The organism is Kitasatospora sp. NPDC088861, from assembly GCF_044750105.1.
GTDB lineage: Bacteria > Actinomycetota > Actinomycetes > Streptomycetales > Streptomycetaceae > Kitasatospora.
The window spans coordinates 201,514-221,616 of the sequence record NZ_JBIVJF010000003.1 but is presented as its reverse complement, the minus strand read 5'-3'; the positions used below and the strand labels follow the sequence as shown (position 1 = coordinate 221,616).

At 73.4% G+C, this 20,103-nt stretch carries 21 protein-coding genes; 8 read left to right on the top strand and 13 right to left on the bottom strand.

Annotated features, from left to right (window positions below; translation table 11 throughout):
* Positions 1-48: 48 nt before the first annotated feature.
* Together ACIP37_RS07770 and ACIP37_RS07765 are read right to left on the bottom strand one after the other, a co-directional pair.
* Positions 49-1,062: an aldo/keto reductase gene (locus ACIP37_RS07770; RefSeq protein ID WP_363586294.1), complete on the bottom strand. Its 1,014-nt coding sequence runs from the start codon at positions 1,060-1,062 to the stop codon at positions 49-51.
* A gap of 71 nt (positions 1,063-1,133) precedes the next feature.
* Positions 1,134-1,610: a MerR family transcriptional regulator gene (locus tag ACIP37_RS07765; protein WP_400805436.1), complete on the bottom strand. Its 477-nt coding sequence runs from the start codon at positions 1,608-1,610 to the stop codon at positions 1,134-1,136.
* A gap of 122 nt (positions 1,611-1,732) precedes the next feature.
* Between ACIP37_RS07765 and ACIP37_RS07760 the strand changes: the two genes are divergently transcribed.
* The gene (locus ACIP37_RS07760; RefSeq protein ID WP_363586296.1) at positions 1,733-2,566 is read left to right on the top strand and encodes a serine hydrolase domain-containing protein; all 834 of its coding nucleotides are present in this window, start codon (positions 1,733-1,735) and stop codon (positions 2,564-2,566) included.
* 27 nt (positions 2,567-2,593) lie between these two features.
* Here ACIP37_RS07760 and ACIP37_RS07755 read toward each other — a convergent pair whose 3' ends face one another.
* Positions 2,594-3,370, bottom strand: a complete 777-nt coding sequence (locus tag ACIP37_RS07755; protein ID WP_363586297.1) for a pirin family protein — start codon at positions 3,368-3,370, stop codon at positions 2,594-2,596.
* Positions 3,371-3,598: 228 nt separating this feature from the next.
* Here ACIP37_RS07755 and ACIP37_RS07750 point away from each other — a divergent pair, with 228 nt between their 5' ends.
* The 5 genes from ACIP37_RS07750 to fabF all read left to right on the top strand — a co-directional run bounded on the left by ACIP37_RS07750 (position 3,599) and on the right by fabF (position 8,623).
* Positions 3,599-4,774: a CdaR family transcriptional regulator gene (locus ACIP37_RS07750; protein WP_063347457.1), complete on the top strand. Its 1,176-nt coding sequence runs from the start codon at positions 3,599-3,601 to the stop codon at positions 4,772-4,774.
* Positions 4,775-4,864: 90 nt separating this feature from the next.
* The gene (locus ACIP37_RS07745) at positions 4,865-5,815 is read left to right on the top strand and encodes an ACP S-malonyltransferase (protein WP_063347458.1); all 951 of its coding nucleotides are present in this window, start codon (positions 4,865-4,867) and stop codon (positions 5,813-5,815) included.
* Positions 5,812-6,843 (top strand): beta-ketoacyl-ACP synthase III, encoded by a 1,032-nt coding sequence (locus tag ACIP37_RS07740; RefSeq protein WP_363629269.1) that lies wholly within the window; start codon positions 5,812-5,814, stop codon positions 6,841-6,843. The genes ACIP37_RS07745 and ACIP37_RS07740 overlap by 4 nt, the downstream gene beginning before the upstream one ends.
* A gap of 82 nt (positions 6,844-6,925) precedes the next feature.
* A complete protein-coding gene (locus ACIP37_RS07735; RefSeq protein ID WP_363586299.1) occupies positions 6,926-7,177 on the top strand; it encodes an acyl carrier protein in 252 nt (83 codons plus the stop codon).
* A 180-nt stretch (positions 7,178-7,357) separates the two neighbouring features.
* Positions 7,358-8,623, top strand: a complete 1,266-nt coding sequence (gene fabF / locus ACIP37_RS07730) for a beta-ketoacyl-ACP synthase II (RefSeq protein WP_363586300.1) — start codon at positions 7,358-7,360, stop codon at positions 8,621-8,623.
* Between the two features lie 98 nt (positions 8,624-8,721).
* Here fabF and ACIP37_RS07725 read toward each other — a convergent pair whose 3' ends face one another.
* Both ACIP37_RS07725 and ACIP37_RS07720 read right to left on the bottom strand, forming a co-directional pair.
* Complete coding sequence (locus ACIP37_RS07725) at positions 8,722-9,216, bottom strand: DUF3145 domain-containing protein (RefSeq protein WP_063347462.1); 495 nt, start codon at positions 9,214-9,216, stop codon at positions 8,722-8,724.
* 352 nt (positions 9,217-9,568) lie between these two features.
* Positions 9,569-10,594, bottom strand: a complete 1,026-nt coding sequence (locus ACIP37_RS07720; protein ID WP_400805433.1) for an NADP-dependent oxidoreductase — start codon at positions 10,592-10,594, stop codon at positions 9,569-9,571.
* Positions 10,595-10,699: 105 nt separating this feature from the next.
* Here ACIP37_RS07720 and ACIP37_RS07715 point away from each other — a divergent pair, with 105 nt between their 5' ends.
* Positions 10,700-11,164, top strand: coding sequence for a MarR family transcriptional regulator (locus ACIP37_RS07715; protein WP_363586302.1), 465 nt, complete (start codon positions 10,700-10,702; stop codon positions 11,162-11,164).
* Between the two features lie 120 nt (positions 11,165-11,284).
* Positions 11,285-12,826 carry an LCP family protein gene (locus ACIP37_RS07710; protein WP_400805431.1) on the top strand — a complete coding sequence of 514 codons (1,542 nt, stop codon included), beginning with the start codon at positions 11,285-11,287 and terminating at the stop codon, positions 12,824-12,826.
* Between the two features lie 51 nt (positions 12,827-12,877).
* Here ACIP37_RS07710 and ACIP37_RS07705 read toward each other — a convergent pair whose 3' ends face one another.
* The 8 genes from ACIP37_RS07705 to ACIP37_RS07670 all read right to left on the bottom strand — a co-directional run bounded on the left by ACIP37_RS07705 (position 12,878) and on the right by ACIP37_RS07670 (position 19,561).
* Positions 12,878-13,786, bottom strand: a complete 909-nt coding sequence (locus ACIP37_RS07705) for a 1-aminocyclopropane-1-carboxylate deaminase/D-cysteine desulfhydrase (RefSeq protein WP_400843520.1) — start codon at positions 13,784-13,786, stop codon at positions 12,878-12,880.
* 9 nt (positions 13,787-13,795) lie between these two features.
* The gene (locus ACIP37_RS07700) at positions 13,796-14,446 is read right to left on the bottom strand and encodes a response regulator transcription factor (RefSeq protein WP_363586305.1); all 651 of its coding nucleotides are present in this window, start codon (positions 14,444-14,446) and stop codon (positions 13,796-13,798) included.
* Between the two features lie 4 nt (positions 14,447-14,450).
* Complete coding sequence (locus ACIP37_RS07695; RefSeq protein ID WP_400805691.1) at positions 14,451-15,734, bottom strand: sensor histidine kinase; 1,284 nt, start codon at positions 15,732-15,734, stop codon at positions 14,451-14,453.
* Complete coding sequence (locus ACIP37_RS07690; protein ID WP_400843517.1) at positions 15,731-16,480, bottom strand: ABC transporter permease; 750 nt, start codon at positions 16,478-16,480, stop codon at positions 15,731-15,733. Before ACIP37_RS07690 ends, ACIP37_RS07695 begins: the two co-directional genes overlap by 4 nt.
* A gap of 67 nt (positions 16,481-16,547) precedes the next feature.
* The gene (locus ACIP37_RS07685; protein ID WP_400805429.1) at positions 16,548-17,450 is read right to left on the bottom strand and encodes an ABC transporter ATP-binding protein; all 903 of its coding nucleotides are present in this window, start codon (positions 17,448-17,450) and stop codon (positions 16,548-16,550) included.
* Positions 17,451-17,688: 238 nt separating this feature from the next.
* Positions 17,689-18,333 (bottom strand): GPP34 family phosphoprotein, encoded by a 645-nt coding sequence (locus ACIP37_RS07680; protein ID WP_400805427.1) that lies wholly within the window; start codon positions 18,331-18,333, stop codon positions 17,689-17,691.
* Positions 18,334-18,370: 37 nt separating this feature from the next.
* Positions 18,371-18,598: a hypothetical protein gene (locus tag ACIP37_RS07675; protein ID WP_363586309.1), complete on the bottom strand. Its 228-nt coding sequence runs from the start codon at positions 18,596-18,598 to the stop codon at positions 18,371-18,373.
* 9 nt (positions 18,599-18,607) lie between these two features.
* Positions 18,608-19,561: an SPFH domain-containing protein gene (locus ACIP37_RS07670; protein ID WP_363586310.1), complete on the bottom strand. Its 954-nt coding sequence runs from the start codon at positions 19,559-19,561 to the stop codon at positions 18,608-18,610.
* Positions 19,562-20,103 lie beyond the last annotated feature (542 nt).

Here is a 20,103-nt window from a genome sequence, read left to right as displayed (position 1 = left end):
CCCGGGACGGGAGGGGGAGCGGCCCGGGCGGCCGCTCCCCGGCCGCCGCTACTCCCGGCCGACCTGGGTGAGGCGCATGTCCGGGTAGCGGTCCCCGGCGACCTCGCCCGCCACCGGCTCCAGCCGGGCCAGTTCCTCGGCGGTGAGCCGCAGCGTGGCGGCCGCGGTGTTCTCGGCGAGCCGGCTGCGCTTGCGGGTGCCGGGGATCGGCACGACCGTGAGCCCGTGCACCTCGGCCCGCTGGTGCACCCAGGCCAGCGCGACCTGCGCGAGGGTCACCCCGCGGGCCGTCGCGATCTCCCGCAGCGGCGCCAGGAGTTCGGCGTTGGCCGCCGCGTTGGCGCCGGTGAAGCGCGGCTGGGTGCGCCGGACGTCGTCCGCCGCGAGCTGCTCGGCGGCCTGGAACGCCCCGGTCAGGAAGCCCCGGCCGAGCGGCGAGTACGGCACGAAGGCGACGCCCAGTTCGGCCGCGGCCGGCACCGCCGTACGCTCGACGTCCCGGGCGAACACCGACCACTCGGACTGCAGTGCGGCGATCGGGTGGATCGCGTACGCCTCCCGCAGTTCGGCGCCCGTCACCTCGGACAGTCCCAGCCGGCGCACCTTGCCGGCCCGGACCAGCTCGGCCATGGTGCCGACCGAGTCGGCCAGCGGCACGGCCGGGTCGCGGCGGTGCATGTAGTAGAGGTCGATCTCGTCCACGCCGAGGCGGCGCAGCGAGGCGTCCACGGCGGCCCGGATGTACGCCGGGTCGTTGCGGATGCTGCGGCGGCCCGGGTCGTCCTCCGTGCGCTCGAGGGCGAACTTGGTGGCGAGCACCACCCGGTCGCGGTTGGCGCGGACGAAGGGGCCGATCAGCTCCTCGTTGCGGCCGAAGCCGTAGGCGTCGGCGGTGTCGAACAGGGTGACGCCGGCTTCCAGGGCGGCGTCCAGGGTGGCGAGCGCCTCGGGCCGGTCGGTCGGGCCGTAGAAGTCGCTCATGCCCATGCAGCCGAGGCCCTGGACGCCCACGAACGGGCCGTCGGTGCCGAGCTGGACGGTGGGGAGGACGGAGACGGTCATCGCTCTGCTTCTTCCTCTGCGTGCGGTGCACTCCGCTGCGGTGTACTCCGCGTGCGGCGTGCTGATGGTGGCTACTCGTGGCGGCAGACGGCCGGTTCGTCGGACGCGGCGATCCGGCCGGAGTACAGGTCGATCTTGTAGTCGAGGACGGCGAGGGTGGCCTGGAGGTCGGCGACCCGCTGGCGGACCTCCTCGCGCTGGTCGACCAGCAGTTGGCGCCGCGCCTCGTAGGTCCGCTCACCTTCGCGGGCCAGCTCCACGTAGCGGAGCATGTCGGCGATCGGCATGCCGGTCAGCCGCAGCCGGCCCAGGAAGGCCAGCCGGTGCAGGTCGGCGTCGCAGTAGCGGCGCTGGCCGCTGGCGGAGCGGTCGACCGGGTCGAGCAGGCCGATCCGCTCGTACCAGCGCAGGGTGTGGGCGGTGAGCCCGCTGGCCACGGCGACCTCGCTGATGGTGTGCCGCGGGGTCCGGTCCGGATCGCCGACCGGGCGCTGGTACACGTCGGCGCAGGTCCGCAGGTCGAGCTGGACGGGTGCGAGCGTGGCCATGAGCGGTTACCCCCTGTGGTGAGCGGTGACGACGACGCTATCGAGTTGGAGTGCACTCCAAGCAAGCCTCGCACCCGGGTGCTCCCGCCACCCGTTTTCGGGCCTTCGTTAGAGTCGGGCGCATGGAGAGCTTGCGGATGATCGAGAACTGGCCGGTGCCCCATGCCGCGGCGGCGGTGGTCCGGGGGGCGGACGGCGCGGTGCTGGGCACGTACGGGCCGCAGCAGCACCTGTTCCCGCTGGCGTCGGTGACCAAGCTGCTCACCTCGTACGCGGTGCTGGTCGCGGTCGAGGAGGGCGTCTTCGAGCTGGACGACCCGGCCGGGCCGGCCGGCTCGACCGTACGCCACCTGCTCGCGCACACCTCCGGCCTGGGCTTCGACGAGGACCGGGTGTTCGCCGAGCCCGGCAACCGCCGGCTGTACTCCAACGCGGGCTTCGACGCGCTGGCGCGGGCGCTGTCCGACGCCGCCGGGATCGAGTTCTCCCGGTACGCCGCCGAGGCGGTGTTCGAGCCGCTGGGCATGCACGACACCCTGCTGAACACCGCGCACAGGTCCCCGGCCGGCGCCGGCGGCCTGTCCACCGTCGCGGACCTGGTCCGGTTCGCCGCCGAGCTCCAGTCCCCGAAGCTGCTGGACCCGTCCACCGTCCGGCAGGCCACCCGCGAGGTCGCCTTCCCCGGCACCAGCGGCGTGCTGCCCGGCTACGGCCACCGCCGGCCGAACGACTGGGGTCTCGGCTTCGAGATCCGCGACGGCAAGGCCCCGCACTGGACGGGCACCGCCAACTCGCCCGCCACCTTCGGCCACTTCGGCCAGTCCGGCACCTTCCTGTGGGTCGACCCGGAGGCCGGCGTGGCCTGCGTCGCGCTCACCGACCGGGACTTCGGCCCGTGGGCCGCCGAGGTCTGGCCGGCCTGCTCGGACGCGGTCCTGGCCGAACTGGACAGCTGAACGACTCGAAGGCTGAAAGGACAGCCCCTAGCCGTACGAGACCGGCGAGTGCATCTCCCAGAGCAGGAGTTCGGCGCCGGTCTCGCCGGCCGTCGGGTCGGCGAAGGCGTCGCCGGTGATCCGCACGCTGTCGCCCGGGGCCATCGAGCGGCCGCCGCCCTTGGGCCCCGGGATCGTCCGGTAGCCCAGCGAGCCGGCGGTCAGGTGCGCGTACCGCCAGGCGGCCTCGGGCAGTGCGGGCAGCGGCTGCCACGGCCCCGCCGTCGCCAGCCAGAGCGCGGCGTCGCCGCGGCGCAGCCGCAGGGCGTCCGTCCCGGCGTCGCGCTCCAGCCCGGAGGCGAGCAGCGTCAACCCGCCGTCGACCGGTTCCACCTTGCGCAGCCCGTACGCCGGGGGCGCGTCGAACACGTCCGGCTGGAGCCACATCTGGACGAAGCGGACCGGGCCGGCGGCCCCGCCGACGTTGCGCTCGGTGTGGGTGACGCCGGAGCCCGCGCCGAGGTGCTGGACCATCCCCGGGCGGACCACCCCGCCGTGCCCCCGGGAGTCCCGGTGCGCCAGCGCGCCCTCCAGCACCCAGGTGACGATCTCGGTGTCCCGGTGCTTGTGCTCCTCGTACCCGGCGCCGGGGGCGAGGAGTTCCTCGTTGCACGCGAGCAGCGCGCCGAAGTGCGTGTTCTTCGGGTCGTAGTGGCCGGAGAAGGAGAACGCGTGTCGGGTCTCGACGCCCTCGGCCGGGGTGGAGAGGTAGCGCTCGGCGGTGCGGCGCAGGTCGGCGCGGGGGCGGGCGGCGTCGTCTGTCACGGGCCCCACGGTAGTGGGTGTGACCGGCACCACCGTGCCGCTGCACCGGGGGGTGTGCACGAGCAGTCACTCACGTGAGGCAGTCTTGTCCTTGTGCCAGCCGCTTCCGCGAACTCCAAGAGCGAACCCAGTCCCACGGCCGAGCCGACCGGGAAGAGCCCGGCCCCCAGGGCCGGCCGCGACCGCCCCGGCCGGGCGGCGCCCCGCCTCACCGCGCAGGAGCGCAGAATCGCCGCCGAGCGGGCCGAGCGCCGGGCCGCGACGCTCAAGCGGCTGGAGAAGTCCTCGGGCAAGCTGGCCACCGCCGCGATCTCCCGGATGGACGACCAGCTCGGCTGGTACCGGCGGATGCCGCCGGAGCACCGCTCCTGGATCGGCCTGGTCGCCCAGGCCGGCATCGCCGCCTTCACCGAGTGGTACCGCCACCCGGACGCCGCCCAGGCGATCTCCACGGACGTCTTCGGCACCGCCCCGCGCGAGCTGACCAGGGCGATCACCCTGCGCCAGACCGTCGAGCTGATCCGCACCACGATCGAGGTGATGGAGGAGGCCATCGAGGAGGTGGCCGCCCCCGGCGACGAGGCGGACATGCGCGAGTCGGTGCTGGTCTACGCCCGGGAGATCGCCTTCGCGACGGCCCAGGTGTACGCCCAGGCGGCCGAGGCGCGCGGCGCCTGGGACGCCCGGCTGGAGGCGCTGGTGGTCAACTCGCTGCTGTCCGGCGACGCGGACGAGGGCGTGCTGTCGCGGGCCGCGGCGCTCGGCTGGGGCCAGCCCAGCCAGGTCCGGGTGGTGATGGGCAGCGCGCCGGACGGCGACAGCGAGCTGGTGGTCGAGGCGATCCGCCGGGCCGCCCGGTACGCCAAGCTGCACGTGCTGACCGGGGTGCTGGGCAAGCGCCTGGTGGTCGTGGTCGGCGGCGACAAGGAGCCGGTGCACGCGGCCCGGGCGCTGATCGGCCAGTTCGCGCCGGGCCCGGTGGTGGTCGGCCCGACCGTGCCGGACCTGCTCTCGGCGACCCGCTCGGCGCACGCCGCCGCGGCCGGCCTGCGTGCCTGCGCCGCCTGGCCGGACGCGCCCCGCCCGGTGCTGGCCGACGACCTGTTGCCCGAGCGCGCGCTGGCCGGCGACCAGGCCGCCCGCCGCCAGCTGGTGGAGGAGATCTACACACCGCTGGACGAAGCCGGCTCGGCGCTGCTGGAAACGCTGAGCGTCTACCTGGAGCAGGCCTCCTCGCTGGAGGGCGCCGCCCGGATGCTCTTCGTCCACCCCAACACGGTGCGCTACCGGCTACGACGTGTGACCGACGTCACGGGGTACGCCCCGTCCGACGTGCGTTCGGCGTTCACGCTGCGGATCGCACTCGCCCTCGGCCGACTCACCGCGGCCGGGGAGCCGAGCTGAACCGCCTGTAGGGACCTTACAATCCCGGATGGTTTTCTTCGTTACCGTCGCCTACCCGCCCCTGGGCGCCTGGCGAGAGAGGGTTGAACCGTGCTCGTAATCGTCGCCCCTGGACAGGGTGCCCAGTCCCCCGGTTTCCTCAGCCCCTGGCTGGAGCTGGACGGTGTCGCCGACCGCCTCCGCGGCTGGTCGGAGGTCGCCGGGCTCGACCTGGTGCACGCCGGGACCGAGGCCTCCGCAGAGGAGATCAAGGACACCGCCGTCGCCCAGCCGCTGCTGGTCGCGGCCGGCCTGATGACCGCCCGTGAGCTGTTCCCGGACGAGGACGTCGCCCGCAAGCTGGTCGGCGCCGTGGCCGGCCACAGCGTCGGCGAGATCACCGCCGCCGCCGGCGCCGGAGTGCTGAGCGCGCACGACGCGCTGACCTTCGTCCGCGAGCGCGGCCGGGCGATGGCCGCGGCCGCCGCCGTCACCGAGACCGGCATGATCGCCGTGCTCGGCGGCGACCCGGAGGTCGTCGCGGCGAAGCTGGCCGAGCACGGCCTGACCGCGGCCAACAACAACGGCGGCGGCCAGATCGTCGCCGCCGGCACGCTGGCCCAGTTGGAGACGCTGAAGGCGGACCCGCCGGCCGGTGCCAAGCTGGTCGCCCTGAAGGTGGCCGGCGCCTTCCACACCGAGCACATGGCCCCGGGTGTCGAGCGGCTGGCCGCGCTGGCCCCGACGCTGACCGTGGCCGACCCTCAGGTCCGCTACGTCTCCAACAAGGACGGCGAGGTCGTGGCCTCCGGCGCCGAGGTGCTCACCCGCCTGGTGTCGCAGGTCTCCAACCCGGTCCGCTGGGACCTCTGCATGGAGACCCTCGGGCAGCTGGGCGCGACCGCCGTCATCGAGCTGTCCCCCGCGGGCACCCTCACCGGACTGGTCAAGCGCAACCTCAAGGGTGTGGCGACGCTTGCCCTCAAGACCCCCGCCGACCTGGACAAGGCCCGCGCGCTCGTCGCGGAGCACGGCGGTCAGGATCAGGAGACCCAGGCATGACGAAGCCGCAGATCCGCCCGTCCGAGGGCGCGCAGTACGCGCGCATCCTCGGCGTGGGCGGCTACCGCCCGGTCCGGGTGATCCCCAACGCCGAGGTGCTGGAGTGGATCGACTCCTCGGACGAGTGGATCCGCACCCGCAGCGGGATCGCCGAGCGCCGCTGGGCCGGCCCGGAGGAGAGCGTCGCCGAGATGTCGGTGCAGGCCTCCGGCAAGGCCATCGCCCAGGCCGGGATCACCCCGGACCAGATCGGCGGCGTGATCGTCGCGACCGTCTCGCACCTCAAGCAGACCCCGGCGATCGCCACCGAGATCGCCGAGCGGCTCGGCTGCGGCACCGCCCCGGCCTTCGACATCTCGGCCGCCTGCGCGGGCTTCGGCTACGGCCTGGGCCTGGCCGACGGCATGATCCGCGGCGGCAACGCCGAGTACGTGCTGGTGATCGGCGTCGAGCGGCTGAGCGACCTGACCGACCAGTCGGACCGCTCGACCGCGTTCATCTTCGGCGACGGCGCCGGCGCCGCGGTCGTCGGCCCGTCCGACACGCCCGGTATCGGCAAGCTGATCTGGGGCTCGGACGGCTCGCAGTCCGACGTCATCTCGCAGACCCAGGCCTGGGACACCGCCTTCGCCAAGCCCGACGCCGTCAACGGCGTGGGCGAGGAGGCCAAGTGGCCGGCCCTGCGGATGGACGGCCAGCCGGTCTTCCGCTGGGCGGTGTGGGAGATGGCCAAGGTGGCCCAGCAGGCGCTGGACGCCGCCGGGGTCACCGCCGACCAGCTCGGCGCGTTCATCCCGCACCAGGCCAACATGCGCATCACCGACGCCATGATCAAGGCGCTCAAGCTGCCCGACTCGGTGCCGGTCGCCCGCGACATCGCCGAGACCGGCAACACCTCCGCGGCCTCCATCCCGCTGGCGATGGAGCGCATGCTGGAGAGCGGCGAGGCCCGCAGCGGCGACCTCGCGCTCATCATCGGCTTCGGGGCGGGTCTCGTGTACGCCGCGGCAGTCGTTACGCTCCCCTAGGCGCGTTTCGCCCCACTCATTCCGCAAAGCCTGCGTCCGGCCGCCGGTCGGACGCGTTCAACACCGAAGAGGAGCAGCCAGTATGGCTAAGGACAAGGCCGAGGTCCTGGAAGGTCTCGCCGAGATCGTCAACGAGATCGCCGGTATCCCGACCGAGGACGTCCAGGAGGACAAGTCCTTCACGGACGACCTGGACGTCGACTCGCTGTCCATGGTCGAGGTCGTCGTGGCCGCCGAGGAGCGCTTCGACGTCAAGATCCCGGACGACGAGGTCAAGAACCTGAAGACCGTCGGCGACGCGGTGAACTACATCCTCACCAACGCCGCCGCCTGACCGATCGACCCGTTCGATCCGTCCAGCACGTCCGGCGTTCTCGACGCCTCGGACGGCTGACTCGTCGGCCCGGCTCCCCCGAGCCCGGCCGACCCGCCGGCCGGGACGCCCCACCGGGCGCCCGGCCGGGCCCTTCCTCGGCTCGCCGCCGACCCCACGATCGTGAGAGAAGAAGAACCAGTGACCGCTGAAAACCGTACCGTGGTCGTCACGGGTATCGGCGCCTTCACGCCGCTGGGCGGCGACGCCGCCACCACCTGGGAGAACCTGGTCGCAGGGCGCTCCGGAGTGGCGGCCCTGACCGAGGAGTGGGCCGCCGAGCTGCCCGTCAAGATCGCCGCCCGCACGGCCGTCGAGCCGGGCGAGATCCTCCCCCGGCCGCTGGCCCGCAAGCTGGACCGCTCGGCGCAGTTCGCGCTGATCGCCGCCCGTGAGGCCTGGGCCGACGCCGGCTACGAGACGCCGGCCACCGACGACTCCTCCAAGCTCGCCCCCGAGCGCCTCGGCACCGTCATCGCCTCCGGCATCGGCGGCGTGACCACCCTGCTCGACCAGTACGACGTGCTGAAGGAGAAGGGCGCCCGCAAGGTCTCCCCGCACACCGTCCCGATGCTGATGCCCAACTCCCCGGCGGCCAACGTCGGCCTGGAGGTCGGCGCCCGCGCGGGTGTGCACACCCCCGTCTCCGCCTGCGCCTCCGGCGCCGAGGCGATCGGCTACGCGATCGAGATGATCCGCACCGGCCGCGCCGACGTCGTGGTGGCCGGCGGCACCGAGGCGGCGATCCACCCGCTGCCGATCGCCGCGTTCGCCAACATGATGGCGATGTCCAAGAACAACGACGACCCCGAGCGCGCCTCCCGCCCGTACGACAAGGGCCGGGACGGCTTCGTGCTGGGCGAGGGCGCCGGCGTGGTCGTGCTGGAGTCGGTCGAGCACGCCGAGGCGCGCGGCGCCCGGATCTACTGCGAGGCCGTGGGCCAGGGCCTGTCCTCGGACGCCCACCACATCGCCCAGCCCGAGCCGACCGGCGCCGGCGTGGCCCGCGCACTGGCCGACCTGTTCGAGCGCAACACCCTGGACAAGGCCGAGATCGTGCACGTCAACGCGCACGCCACCTCGACCCCGCAGGGTGACACCGCCGAGCTGAAGGCGCTGCGCAAGGAGCTCGGCGACGACCTCGACCACATCGCCATCTCGGCCACCAAGTCGATGACCGGCCACCTGCTGGGCGGCGCCGGCGGCATCGAGACCGTCGCCACCGTGCTGGCCCTGTACCACCGGATCGCCCCGCCGACCATCAACGTCGACGAGCTGGACGACGACGTGGACGCGGACATCGTGCGCGGCGAGGCCCGCCCGCTGCCCGAGGGCCGGATCGCGGCGCTGAACAACTCGTTCGGCTTCGGCGGCCACAACGTGGTGCTGGCCTTCCGCTCCCGGTAGTCCGCACTCCGACCCGGTACGCACCGGGTCCGAAACGCACCGAGAGGGGCCGGCGCTCGCCGGCCCCTCTTCATGCGCCGCGTCGTGGGCCCGCCGGCTCAGACCACCTGGTGCAGCCAGCGCACCGGTGCGCCCTCGCCCGCGTAGCGGAACGGCTCCAGCTCGTCGTCCCAGGGCTTGCCCAGCAGCCGGGAGATCTCGGCCTCCAGGTCGGCCCCCTCGCTGCGGGCCCGCAGCAGGACGGCGCGCAGCCGGTCCTCGGGGATCAGGATGTCGCCGTGGATGCCCGTGACGGCGTGGAAGATGCCGAGCGAGGGCGTGCTGCTGTACCGCTCCCCCTCCGCCGTGGCGCAGGGCTCACTGGTGACCTCGTACCGCATCAGCTGCCAGCCGCGCAGCGCGGAGGCGACCTTCGAGGCCGTACCGGGCTCCCCTTGCCAGGAAAGCTCGGCACGCCAGTGTCCGGGCGAGGCCGGCTGGCGGATCCAGTCCAGGCTCACCCGCACACCCAGCACCCCCGCGACGGCCCACTCGACGTGCGGGCACAGCGCGCGGGGCGCGGAGTGGATGTAGAGAACTCCACGTGTCGTCACCGGGACCTCCAGGCTGTGGACGAGGGTCGCCTTCCCCAGCTGCCTCGTGCCTGCAGTTGATCCACAGTTACCCACGTTAGCCGACATTAAGCTACTAAATTGAGCAAAACGGACAGGCTTTCGCTCAATGCTAGTCGAATCCTCAACGAGGTCTACCCCTCGGCCGGATCTCTCCCCCGAACGGCCCCATCGCCAGGCGGGACCCACCGTACCGCGCCGCCCCGCACCGTGGATGACGCACTTTCGGATCCGGCCGGAATGCGGTAGTGCGGCCGATTCCCCCGCGCCCGTACGCAAACCGCCCCGCACGCCCGATGGGGGGCGGCGGGGCGGTCGGCGAGCTGACGAAGGGTCAGCCGTCCAGGCGGACCACCATCTTGCCGGTGTTGACGCCGCGCAGCAGGTCGAGGAAGGCGTCCGCGGTGCGCTCGAAACCGTCCACCACGGTCTCCTCGTGGCGCAGTTCGCCGGACGTCAGCCAGCCGGCCACGTCGGCGACGAACTGCGACTGCAGCGCCGCGTGGTCGCTGACCAGCATGCCCTCCAGGCGCAGCCGCTTGCCGATCGCGAGCGCCAGGTTGCGCGGGGCGGCGGGGGCGGTGGTGTCGTTGTACTGGGCGATCGCGCCACAGAGCACGGCGCGGCCGTGCACGGTGAGCGCGCCGATCGCGGCCTCCAGGTGGTCCCCGCCGACGTTGTCGAAGTAGAGGTCGATGCCGTCGGGGGCAGCCTGCGCCAGCTGCTCGTGGACCGGGGCGTCCTTGTAGTTGAAGGCGGCGTCGTAGCCGTAGACGTCCACCAGCTTGGCGACCTTCTCCGCCGAGCCGGCCGAACCGATCACCAGCGAGGCGCCCTTGAGCTTGGCGATCTGGCCGACCATGCTGCCGACCGCGCCGGCCGCGCCGGAGACGAAGACCTTGTCGCCCTTCTTGAGGCCGCCGACGGCGAGCAGCCCGGCGTAGGCGGTCAGGCCGGGCATGCCGAGCACGCCGAGGTAGGCGGAGAGCGGGGCGGCGGCCGGGTCGACCTTGACCGCGTGGCGGGCGTCCAGGGTGGCGTACTCGCGCCAGCCGAGGCCGTGCAGGACGGCGTCGCCCGGGGCGAAGCCCTCGGCCCCGGAGGCAACCACGTGGCCGACCGCGCCGCCCTCCATGGCCTCGCCGAGCCGGAACGGCGGGGCGTAGGACTTCACGTCGTTCATCCGGCCCCGCATGTACGGGTCCACCGAGAGGAAGGCGTTGCGGACCAGGATCTCGCCCGGGCCCGGGGTCCGGACCGGGGCCTCGACCAGGGCGAAGTCGGTCGGCACCGGCCAGCCCTGGGGGCGGGCGGCGAGGTGCCATTCACGGGCGGTCGCGGGTGCGGCCTGCTCTGCCATGGGAGGAGCTCCTTAGGTGGTTCCGATGCATGAAAGGTTGAGCTACTGAAGTAACGATGGGCATGAAAGGTTCATGTTGTCAACTTTTCAGGTAGACTCTCGGACATGGACACCCAGTCGACCCAGGCCGCCACGCCGCAGTCCGACGAGATCACCCGCGAGGTCGTCGACCTGATGGCCAACCTGGTCGCGCTGTTCCATCGCGAGTACGAGGAGGCGGCCGCCGCCCGCTCGCTCACCGGCGCCCAGGCCAAGGTGCTCGCCCTGCTGCGCCGCGGCCCCATGCCGATGCGCCAGATCGCCCAGACGCTCAGCTGCGAGCCGTCCAACATCACCGGCATCGTCGACCGGCTCGAAGCCCGCGGCTTCGTCACCCGGGAGGCCGACCGGCAGGACCGCCGGGTCAAGCTGGTCGCCGCCACCGGCACCGGCGCCACCGCCTCCGAGGAACTGCGCGAATCGCTGAACTTCGCCCGCGAGCCGCTGGCCGCCCTCGGCCAGGACGAGCGGGCCGTCCTGCGCGACCTGCTCCGCCGGATGGTCACCGGCGCCGCCGGCCCCGGGGCGTGATCAGCATCACAGCCCCGGAGCCAAATCCGGGCCACCGCCGGAGGTAACCGAACCGCCCGTCGAAACGTCTAATGTTCGAACATCGAACACGAGAGACGGAAAGACGGGGGGACACGGAGGATGGGCAGCAGCACGCGCAGGCGCCGCTACCTGCGGACAGCCATCGGCCTGGCCGCCGTGCTGGTGCTGTCCGTCGTGGGCGCCGGGGCCTGGTTCTACCACCGGCTGGACAACAACATCACCACCTTCGACCCGGGCGGCATCGCCACCGAGCGCCCGCCCGCGCCCGCCCCGGTCACCCCCGGCGCCCAACTGCCGGTGAACATCCTGGTGCTCGGCTCGGACACCCGCGACGACGGCAACAGCGCGATCGGCGGCGGCGACGAGGGCGTCGGCCACTCCGACACCGCGATGCTGGTGCACGTCTACGCCGACCACAAGCACGCCGTCGGCGTCTCCATACCCCGGGACACCCTGGTCACCATCCCGTCCTGCAAGCTGCCGAGCGGCACCTGGACCACGCCCCGGAACAACCAGATGTTCAACTCGGCCTTCACCATAGGCGAGTTCCCCAAGGGCAACCCCGCCTGCACGCAGAACACCGTCGAGACGCTCACCGGGCTGCGGATCGACCACACCATCGTGGTCGACTTCAAGGGCGCCGCCGCGATGGCCGACGCCATCAACGGCGTGGACGTCTGCGTCCCCAACAACGTCGACTCGCACGGCATACACCTCCGGAAGGGCATGCAGAAGCTCTCCGGCCAGCCCGCCGTGGACTACCTGCGGGCCCGCTACGGCTTCGGCGACAACTCCGACATCGGGCGGATGAAGCGCCAGCAGGCCTTCGTCTCCTCGATGATCAAGAAGGTGCAGGGCCAGGGCTTCTCCCTGCCCACGCTGCTCCCGCTCGCCGACGCGGCCACCCGCTCGCTCACCGTGGACGAGGGGCTGGGCACCGCGATGAAGCTGGTGGACTTCGCCCGCTCGCTCCAGGACATCAAGCTGTCCGACATCACCTTCGTGACCGCGCCCTGGCGCTTCGCCGGCGAGCGCGTCCAGCTCGTCCAGCCGGACGCCAACACGCTGTGGCGGCTGCTGCGCGAGGACCGCACCCTGGACGGCCAGAGCACCTCCGGCACCGACACCCCGGCGCCCTCCCCCACCGCCCCCGGCCCCGACGGCGCGACCCCGGGAGCCGCCCCCGGCCCGTCCGCGCCGCTCACGCCCGAGCAGGCCGCGGCTCCCGTGCTGGTGGTCAACGGCGTCGGCACCCCCGGCCTGTCCACCTCCGGCGGGGAGGCGCTGCGGGCCCGGGGCTTCCAGAACGTCACGCTCGGCAAGCCCGCCGGCGGACGGCTGCAGACCGAGATCAGCTACGACCCGGCCCTGAAGGCCGCCGCCGACCAGGTGTCCGCGCTCTTCCCGGGGTCGCGCGCGGTCGAGGAGCCGGGCTCCGAGGGCATCACCGTCACCCTGGGCCGCGACTACCGCCCAAGCCCCGCCACCAAGCTGGACGCGGTCGGCAGCGGCCCCGGCGCGAAGCCCTCCACCCCCGCCACCGCCGACCCGAGCGGCGTGCCCAGCGGGGTGCCCACCGGCATAGCGGAGAACACCCGCGGCGCCGACACCGACCCGTGCGCCGACCTGACCTTCGGATGAGCCCGTCCGGGGCCTGCCCGCTCCGGCTCCGGGCCCACTCGGGCGCCGGGTCTACTCCGGGTCGGGCAGGCCGGTGACGACGGCGGTGAGCCGGGTGCCGCGGGGGAAGGCTCCGGCGGCGGCCAGGCCGGTCAGCGCGGCCAGCAGTTTGGCCACGTAGCGGCGTTCCAGCGGGATGCCGTGGCGGGTTTCGAACCGCTCGGCGAAGGCGGCCAGTTCGGCCGGGACCTTGCCGTAGCCGCCGCCGTGGTGCGCGTGGTCGATCCGCCAGTTGTCGAACTCCCGGCCGAGGGCGGCCCGGTGGAGCCGGGTGACCTCGCCCTCCAGGTAGCCCTCGCCGCCGCGCAGCACGGCCACGCCGAGCGCCCGCGCGCCCGGCGGCAGGCCGGCCGCGATGCCCGCCAGGGTGCCGCCGGTGCCGACCGGGCAGCAGACCACGTCGTGCCCGCCCAGGTCGGGCAGTTCGGCCGGGATCGCCGCCGCGCCGGTCACCGCCAGCGCGTTGGAACCGCCCTCCGGGAGCACCAGGCAGGGGCCCCAGCGCCCCTGCGGACCGGCCGTGGGACCGGCGTCGGCGCGGCCGGTGGCCTCCCGGTACTCGGCGCGGGTCAGGAACTCCAGCCGCATCCCGGCCCGTTCGGCCGCCCGCAGCGACCAGTTGCGCGGCCGGTCGGCCAGTTCCTCGCCGCGGACCAGCCCGACGCTCTCCAGGCCGAGCGCCCCGGCGGCGGCCGCGACCGCCCGCAGGTGGGTGGAGTACGCCCCGCCGAAGGTCAGCAGCCGGGTGTGGCCCTGGGCGACGGCGGCCGCCAGGTTGGGCGCGAGCTTGCGCCACTTGTTGCCCGGGACGCTCGGGTGCAGCAGGTCGTCCCGTTTGAGCCTCAGCTCAACCCCGGCCCGCGCGAACACCTCGTCGGTGCAGTCCACCAGCGGGGTCGGCAGCAGGGCGGGTTCGAGCATCCGGCCAGCTTACGACCGGCCGGTCGGGGTGAGCAGCCCCAGGTTGTAGGCGGCAGCGACGGCGGAGGCGCGGTCCTTGACGTCGAGCTTGGCGTAGACGTGGATCAGGTGGGTCTTCACGGTGGCCTCGCTGATGAACAGCCGGGCCGCGGCCTCCCGGTTGGTGGCCCCGGAGGCGACCAGTTCCAGCACCTCCAGCTCGCGCGGGCTGAGCGGCTCCCGCACGGGCGCGCGGACCTGGCCGAGCAGCTTGGCGGCGACGGTCGGCGCGATCACCGAGGCGCCGCGGGCGGCCTCCCGGACAGCGTGGAACAGTTCCTCCCGGGCCGCGTCCTTGAGCAGGTAGCCGGTGGCGCCGGCCCGGACGGCGGGCAGCACGTCGGCGTCGGTGTCGTAGGTGGTGAGCACCAGGACCCGCCCGGGCAGGCCGCGTTCGGCCATCTCGCGGATCGCGGTGACGCCGTCCATCCGCGGCATCCGCAGGTCCATCAGCACCACGTCCGGGCGCAGCGCGGCGACCAGGACCAGTGCCTCGGCGCCGTCCCCGGCCTCGCCGACCACCTCGAAGCCGGGGGCGGCGGTGAACATCCCGCGCAGCCCGTCCCGGACCACCGGGTGGTCGTCCACCAACAGCAGTCTGATCGTCGTCGCGTCGCTCACGGTTCTACTCCTCCATGCTGATCGCCGGCAGGGTCGCGGACACGGTCGTGCCGGCGCCCGGTTCGGTCTCCAGGTCGAGCCGCCCGGCCAGGCGCTGCACGCGGCGGCGCATCACGTCCAGGCCGTAGCCGCCGCCGGTGGCCCGGGAGGCGGGCTCGGCGGCCGGGTCGAAGCCGACGCCGTCGTCCCGGACGTCCAGGGTGACCAGGTCGGGCATGTACGAGAGGGTGACGCCGACCCGGGAGGCCCGCGCGTACTTGGCGGCGTTGGCCAGCGACTCCTGGGCGATCCGCAGCAGGGTCACCTCGACCTCGGGGTGCAGCGGGCGGGCCTCGCCGGTGACGGTCAGCCCGGCGGCGGCGCCGTTGCGCTCCCGCCACTGCTCGACCAGCTCCGCCAGCGCCTCCGGCAGCGCGGCCCGCTCCAGCTCGATCGGGCGCAGCGCGTGGACGGCCCGGCGGGCCTGGGTCAGGCTCTCCCGGGCGAGGGCCGCCGCGTTCGCCTGGTGCCGCTCGGCGGCCGCGGCGTCCTGGGCACGGGTCTGGTCGGCGGCCTGGAGCTGGGTGACGATCCCGGCCAGGCCCTGGGCGACGGTGTCGTGGATCTCCCGGGCGAGCCGGCGGCGCTCGTCCGCGGCCCCGGCCTCCCGGGCCTGGACGAGGAGTTGGGCATGCAGTCCGGCGTTCTCGGCGAGGGTCTCGGTGAGCAGCCGGTTGGCCTCGGCGAGTTCGGCGTTGGCGGCCTTGCGGCGGGCGCTCAGCCGGTCGGCGACCTCGCGGAGCGCGAACAGCAACCCGACCACCATCAGGTTGAAGGCGACGACGGTCAGCAGTCCGCCGAACTCCGCCGGGCTGTCGGGCAGGGCCCCGCCGACCTGGGAGAGCGAGGTGGGAACGGTGGCCGCGGCCGCGCCCGCCATCCGGACCCGGCCCCACAGGTACTGGGCGGCGTGCAGGTAGCCGGTGAAGGCGAAGAAGCCGAAGATCGGGTTGTCCAGCACCAGCACGGTGGTCAGCGCCAGCAGGACGGCGAAGTGGGCGCCGGCGTACCGGGCGCGGCCGTCCGGCCCCGGCATGCGGTCGAGCACCGAGCGCAGGACCAGCCACAGGAACGCGGCGGCCGCCACCGGGAGGGTGGCGGCCGCGGAGCGCGCGGTCGGGACGGGGACCAGCAGGGCCAGAGCGGTGGCGAGCAGCAGGGCGACGAAGCAGAACGGGCCGATCAGCCGGTCCAACCGGTCCAACCAGTCGCCGAGCGCGCTCTCGTCGGCCGGTGGCCGCATGATCATTCCCACCGGAACAGCCTGGCAGCCGCGGCCCCCGCGAGCACCGCGTACGCCGCGAGTGTGAGCAGGCCCACGGCGTGCGGGAAGCGCCCGGACCAGGCGTCCTGCAGGGTCTGGACGGCGGCGCCGCTGGGGGTGAAGTCGCCGATCCGGTTGAGCAGGGCCGGCGAGAACTCGCGCGGCAGCCAGATCCCGGAGAAGAACATCATCGGGAAGAAGGCCAGCGCGCCGACCGCGTTGCCGGCCTTGGCGGACGGGACGACCGCGGCGAGCAGCAGGCCGACCGACAGCAGCGCGGCGGCGGCCAGCAGGAAGGCCAGCAGGAACCCCAGCGGCCGGCGCGGCAGCGACACCCCGAGCAGCGGTCCGGCCGCCACCACCAGCAGCACCGAGACGACGGCGACGCCCAGGTACAGCGGCAGCAGCGCGCCGAACAGCAGCGACGGGCGGACGGGGCTGGCGGACATCCGGCGCAGCACGCCGCGTTCGCGGTAGGTGGCGAGCAGCGAGGGCAGGCCGTTGAGGCCGAGCAGCAGCAGGGTGAAGACGGCCAGGATCGGCGCGTACAGCTGGATGGTGCTCATGCCGTGCATGTCGGGCGAGGTCTTGCGCAGGGCCGGGACGGAGCCGAGGACGAGGAACAGCACGACGGGGAAGGCGAGGCTGAACAAGGCGGTCAGCGGGTCGCGGAGGAACAGGCGGGCCTCGGCGACGGCCAGGCGGCGGACGGCGTGGGCGGTGTGGTTCACGGTGGTGGTCCCCTCGGGCGTGGTGATGGCGGCTCAGGAGTCGTGGCGGGTCAGGGGGCGTGACGGCTCAGGTGTCGTGGCGGGTCAGGGCGAGGTAGGCGTCGTCCAGGCTGTGCTCGCGGATCCGCAGCCCGGTGACGACGATCCCCTCGCGGGCGAGCAGGCCGGTGACCTCGTCGGCGAAGTCCCCGACGCCGGAGACCTCGACCCGGCCGTCCCGCTCCTCGACCCCGGTGACCCCCGGCAGGGCCGCCAGCCGGGCGGTGTCCAGCGGCCCGCTGGGGCGGAAGCCGAGCGTGCCGCCGGTGCCGGAGCGGGCGATCAGCTCCGCGGGGGTGCCGGTGGCGACGATCCGTCCGCCGTCGAGGACGGCGGCCCGGTCGCAGAGCGCCTCGACCTCGTCCATGAAGTGCGAGACCAGGACCACCGTCACGCCCTCGTCGCGGATCCGCCGGACCAGCTCCCAGGTGTCCCGGCGGCCCTGCGGGTCGAGCGCGGTGGTCAGCTCGTCCAGGAAGGCCACCTCGGGGTTGCCGATCAGCGCGAGGGCGATGAGCAGCCGCTGGCGCTGGCCGCCGGAGAGCTTGTCGAAGGGGGTCCGGCGCTGGTCGGCGAGCCCCCACTCGTCGAGCAGCTCGTGCCAGTCCCGGGGGTTCGGGTAGAGCGCGGCGTACAGTTCCAGCGCCTCGCCGACCCGCAGCGCGCCCTGCAGCTGGGCCTGCTGGAGCTGGATGCCGATCCTCGGCCGCAGCCGGTGGGCGTCCTTCACCGGGTCCAGGCCGAGGACGCGGACCGTCCCCGCGTCGGCCCGGCGCAGGCCCTCGCAGCACTCCACGGCGGTCGTCTTGCCCGCGCCGTTCGGCCCCAGCAGGCCGAACACCTCGCCGCGCTCCACGCCGAAGGAGACCCCCTCCAGCACCTGGCGCCGCCCGTAGGCCTTGCGCAGCCCCGCCACCTCGATCACGGCCATCGCGCCGCTCCCTCCCGCTCGTCCCCGCTGGTCCGGCCGGTTCTTCCGGCCTGCGACGAGCTTCCCGCGCGGGGCCCCGGCCGCGGATCGACCGGACGGTCAGAGCTGCGGGCGGGCGCGGTGGAGGGTGGATCAACCGATCGGTGGATGGGCACGGGCACGGGCGCGGGCCCGGAACGCGGGAAGCCCGGCCGCCGTGTCGGCGACCGGGCCTCTCGTTCGGATCACACCGGCTGGGTCAGACCACCGCGGCGTCGGCGTTGCGGGTGCTGATGGCCCGGCGCAGGGCGCGCGGGACGGGGCCCGCGGCGGGGGCCAGCTTGTCGATCCGGGTGCGGAACTCGCGGCTCTGGCGCCACGTCAGGACGGCTCCGAGCCGGGCGGCGTCGACCAGCGCGACCAGCGCGGCGTCCGCCGGGTCGACCCGGCTGAGCGGCGCCTTCAGCGCCGAACTCACCGACGCGACAAGGGACTTGCGCAGCCGCTGCTCCGGCAGGACGACCCGGGTGCACGGGAACAGTCCGAGCGCGCGGCGCTGTTCGAGCCGGATCCGCCCGGACGCCGCCAGCCCGTCCCGGACCACCCGCGCGGCACGGGCCGCCGGGCCCTGGCGGCGGCCGACCCAGCTCTGCCAGCTGCGCCGCCGGCCCTGCCGGATCTGCTCCAGCATCGCGGCGGAGAGCGGGTCGAGGCCGTCGGCCGACGCTCCGTCGACGGCGGCCGGGTGCCGGCCGTCGTCGCGGATCAGCGCGCGCCGCAGGAGTTCGGCGAGCGCGGCGGCCCGCAGCACCAGGTCGAGCCTGGCGGTGGCGGTGAGCCGCTCGCGCTCGGGGTTGTAGGCGAGCAGGTAGAGCTTCTCCGGCAGGGTGATGGGCAGGTCCACGATGGACTCCAAGCAGATGGACGGTGGATGGGCCCGTTCATCCGGCGTCGGAACCGCCGGCCTCCGGGTTCTCCTTGGGCGGTCGGCCGCGCCGGGGAAGACGGGCCGCGTCGCCGGGCATCCGGCCCGCGTCGCTGAGGGCACGGCGAAGGAGGAACTCGATCTGCGCGTTGGCACTGCGCAGTTCGTCCGCGGCCCACCGGGCCAGTGCGTCGTGGACCGCCGGGTCCAGTCGCAGCAGGATCTTCTTCCGCTCCGTCGCCAACGCCGCGCCTTACTGGTAGAGGGAGCCCGTGTTCACGACGGGCTGGGTGCCCCGGTCGCCGCAGAGCACCACCAGGAGGTTGCTCACCATGGCGGCCTTGCGCTCCTCGTCCAGTTCGACGACGTCGCGCTCGGCGAGCCGGTCCAACGCCTCCTCGACCATACCGACGGCGCCCTCGACGATCAGCCGCCGTGCCGCGACCACGGCCCCGGCCTGCTGGCGCTGGAGCATCACCTGGGCGACCTCGGGCGCGTAGGCGAGCCGGGTGATCCGGGACTCGACGACCCGCACCCCGGCCGAGACGACCCGGGCCGCGATCTCGGCGGAGAGCATCCGGCTGATCTCCTCCGCGCCGTCGCGCAGCGACAACTGGCCCTCGCGGTGGGCGTCGTACGGGTAGCTGCTGGCGATGTGCCGGACGGCGGTCTCGGTCTGGATGGCGACGAAGTCGCTGTAGTCGTCCACCTCGAACACGGCCTTGGCGGTGTCCTCGACCTGCCAGACCACCACGGCGGCCATCTCGATCGGGTTGCCGTCCGCGTCGTTGACCTTGTTGGTCTCGGTCTCGTGGTTGCGGATCCGGGTGGAGATCCGGCGGCGGCTGGTGAACGGGTTCAGCCAGGTCAGGCCCTCGGCGCGGATGGTGCCGCGGTAGCGGCCGAGCAGCTGGACCACCCGCGCCTGGCCGGGCGAGACCACGGTCAGCCCGCACAGCAGCAGCAGCGCGCCCAGGACGGCCAGCGGCCCGACGGTCAGCAGGGTGATCCCCAGCGCCTTGGACCCGCCGGCCACTTGGAGACCGCCGGCGATGGTCGCCCCGACCCCCGCGAGCAGACCGAGCAGCGTCCCTCCGAGCACCGGCAGCCCCGCGGCACCGGTGATGACCCGCTCGGTGATCTTGGGGGCCGGAAGGTCGAGGACGGGGCCGCCTTCGACGTCGACGGCAGAACGCGGTGTGGCCATGAGACCAGCTCCTCCAGCGAGTGTTTCCGATCCAGCTGTCAAAGTGATATCACTTTTTTCGCCGACGACGCCAGAGGTCTGACCGCATTCGTCTGGGGGTGGGGCAAGCCGGCCCGTCAAGGGCCGTGTCCACTCGATGTCCACTGGTGGGTGAATCTCGGCGCGCCAGGCCCTGAGCGGCTGGCCGATGCTCTACAGTTCCGACCGGAACTGGAGCCGTTCTGCCAGATCAAGCCACTGTTTTGTCTGATGATCGATCCAACGATCGATCAGTGGCTGAGGTGGGGCGGGTGGGACTCGAACCCACGACCAAGGGATTATGAGTCGTCAGGCCACCCGCACTACCCGGCGCCACCCTGGGCATTTCCCCAGCTCAGGAGGGTGATAGCAGCTTCGTACTGCACTACCTCGCACTCAGTTGCACCGTCACGTCGTTCCCATGACGTTCCCATCCGGGCAACCCGAAAAGCATCCGCCAGTCCATTCCGCCACCAACCGAGCACATCGCGCCTGGTCACCTGGAGCCCACCCCGGGCGTCACG

Bases quoted from the DNA above. Each gene is read 5' to 3' on its own strand.
- ACIP37_RS07685 (WP_400805429.1), bottom strand. From the start codon at position 17,450: ATGGCCGTGATCGAGGTGGCGGGGCTGCGCAAGGCCTACGGGCGGCGC.
- ACIP37_RS07765 (WP_400805436.1), bottom strand. From the start codon at position 1,610: ATGGCCACGCTCGCACCCGTCCAGCTCGACCTGCGGACCTGCGCCGAC.
- ACIP37_RS07705 (WP_400843520.1), bottom strand. From the start codon at position 13,786: ATGCTCGAACCCGCCCTGCTGCCGACCCCGCTGGTGGACTGCACCGAC.
- ACIP37_RS07695 (WP_400805691.1), bottom strand. From the start codon at position 15,734: ATGATCATGCGGCCACCGGCCGACGAGAGCGCGCTCGGCGACTGGTTG.
- ACIP37_RS07770 (WP_363586294.1), bottom strand. From the start codon at position 1,062: ATGACCGTCTCCGTCCTCCCCACCGTCCAGCTCGGCACCGACGGCCCG.
- ACIP37_RS07715 (WP_363586302.1), top strand. From the start codon at position 10,700: ATGGACACCCAGTCGACCCAGGCCGCCACGCCGCAGTCCGACGAGATC.
- ACIP37_RS07740 (WP_363629269.1), top strand. From the start codon at position 5,812: ATGACGAAGCCGCAGATCCGCCCGTCCGAGGGCGCGCAGTACGCGCGC.
- ACIP37_RS07735 (WP_363586299.1), top strand. From the start codon at position 6,926: ATGGCTAAGGACAAGGCCGAGGTCCTGGAAGGTCTCGCCGAGATCGTC.
- ACIP37_RS07710 (WP_400805431.1), top strand. From the start codon at position 11,285: ATGGGCAGCAGCACGCGCAGGCGCCGCTACCTGCGGACAGCCATCGGC.
- ACIP37_RS07670 (WP_363586310.1), bottom strand. From the start codon at position 19,561: ATGGCCACACCGCGTTCTGCCGTCGACGTCGAAGGCGGCCCCGTCCTC.
- ACIP37_RS07760 (WP_363586296.1), top strand. From the start codon at position 1,733: ATGGAGAGCTTGCGGATGATCGAGAACTGGCCGGTGCCCCATGCCGCG.
- ACIP37_RS07720 (WP_400805433.1), bottom strand. From the start codon at position 10,594: ATGGCAGAGCAGGCCGCACCCGCGACCGCCCGTGAATGGCACCTCGCC.